Origin of the sequence: Sphingobacterium sp. UBA7253, assembly GCF_002472745.1 — a bacterium.
Taxonomy (GTDB): Bacteria; Bacteroidota; Bacteroidia; order Sphingobacteriales; family Sphingobacteriaceae; genus Sphingobacterium; species Sphingobacterium siyangense.
The window spans coordinates 3,254-5,117 of record NZ_DKSP01000146.1 but is presented as its reverse complement, the minus strand read 5'-3'; the positions used below and the strand labels follow the sequence as shown (position 1 = coordinate 5,117).

The 1,864-nt window shown below is 42.9% G+C and carries 2 protein-coding genes; both read right to left on the bottom strand.

All coding sequences use genetic code 11. The annotated features are described in order from the left end of the window. Positions 1-557 (bottom strand): carboxypeptidase-like regulatory domain-containing protein (locus B2X72_RS15015; protein ID WP_286850325.1); only part of this gene is annotated, 557 nt, incomplete at its 3' end. A gap of 207 nt (positions 558-764) precedes the next feature. Then, the gene (locus B2X72_RS15010) at positions 765-1,730 is read right to left on the bottom strand and encodes a DUF1735 domain-containing protein (protein ID WP_088160201.1); all 966 of its coding nucleotides are present in this window, start codon (positions 1,728-1,730) and stop codon (positions 765-767) included. Positions 1,731-1,864: the final 134 nt, after the last annotated feature.

The following is a 1,864-nucleotide window of genomic DNA, read 5'->3' as shown; positions in this document are numbered from 1 at the left end:
ATCGATCCCATTCCGCGAACACGCATTTTGGTCCCATCGTATGGAGCACCACTTGTTTGCATCACCTGTACGCCGGCTACTTTACCAACCAATGCCTGGGATAATTTTGGTGCGCTCAAATTGAGTTCCTCGGCCTTAACACTGGCAATAGCTCCAGTGACATCCGACTTTCTGATCCGCTGATATCCGATAGAGATGGTCACCTCTTCCAGTGTGTTCTCATCAGTCTGTAGGGAAAATATCTGCCCATTGGATTGGGTAACAGCTTGCACAAGTCTGCTATACCCAATAAAGGAAACACTCAGGTTATCGCCCATTTCGGCTTCGATCTGAAAATTTCCTTTTTCGTCAGACTGAACAGATTTTTTACTTTTCAAATTTTGAACGGTTGCTCCGGCGACAGCATTTCCTTGAGCGTCGAGGACACGGCCTTTGACGATCCCCTGTACATGCGTAAATTGTGACGTGGTTAGTGTGAGCGATTTGGCTTGAACAGCGGGTGAGCTCGCTGCAATGGCACATAACAACCAAAAGACATTGTTGGCTTTAAATTTCATAAGTAGCGCATTTGATTTATGGGTACAAGATTACAAATGCTATATGAAGGCAGAGTCAATAAAACATTAACAGTTTTTAACTAAACCGAGTTAGCAAGCCACGAAAGCTTAACAAAAAGGTAATACTAAAAAGGCGACTGTGTACTCAGCCGCCCTGCAAAATAGCTATAAATATATTGAAAAAGTGCTGTGGTAACTTTGTATCGACTAACGCGTTTTTTTGAACGTATAAATCTCCGTAAATTTCCCCCGCCGTCCAGAAGGCTGGACAAGATAATACGTCACATGTATGGTCTTAGTTGCTGGATCATAATAGTTATTTGCCGTATTGTCGATCTCGCCATACCGTCCACTACTATTGGTACCCTGTCCATAATAGTTTGTCACCCCTGTGACCTTATTCGTTGCATTGTCAAACGTGAATATCGGGCTCCAATTGCCGAAATATGAATTTGATCCCCCTGCGTTAAAGTAATAGGAATGTGGAGAACTACCGTTATTGAAGGTTGTATAATTAATTTCACTGGTATTACCTGTGAGCGTAACAAGATTTGCGGTCTGTGGATAGATCCCCGTGAATGCAGCATTAACATAGTCCTGATAGGTTCCTGTGACCTCATAAATACCATCGTACTTATTTTTTATCGACACCGCATAAACCCCCTCGGCATAATTTCCGCTGATCTTTCCTCCTGTCGCAGACTGGATCTGAACGCCAAGCGCATAGGATTTGGTAAAATCGATGGCAGTAAAACGTGGAGGATAAATTTTAATATTCAAGATAGCTTCTTTTGCCCCTTTGGGGATGATAACATCATAAGTGTCCACAGCATATAAACGAGTAGGCAATGCTTCATATTTAGATTGCCAGGCCAGGTTGTATTTTTCAACAGAGCCGTCGTTTATTTTCAAGGTTAGCTTCAGCTCTTCTGTGGCACCCTGTGCGCCTGTCAACTGAACTTTTACAGGCAGCGTCACAACGTCCAGGGCTTCAAAAACAGTCGTCACAGCACGGGCAATTGCCGTACTGCTTGTCCGTGCAGGAAGTACAAGCTGCACGATACCTGAACTTCCACCATCTTCAAAGACACCTTTTTCTTTCACGCAGCCCCAGAGCGTCATACTCAAGGCAACAGCTGCCACGCCTAATAGTGATTTTTTATTTATTTTCATTGATTTTCAAGCTTTAGTTGATGATGTTGATCAATTGATATCCCAAAAGATTGGATCCGAAAATCCATTCGTCAATTTGGGAACGTTCGCATTTAAATTTATTTCAGTCTGTGGGTAAAGATTGCGTATTGGAA

What these genes read in the sequence shown, in the direction of transcription:
- B2X72_RS15010 (WP_088160201.1), bottom strand. Translation starts at nt 1,730, where the DNA reads ATGAAAATAAATAAAAAATCACTATTAGGCGTGGCAGCTGTTGCCTTG.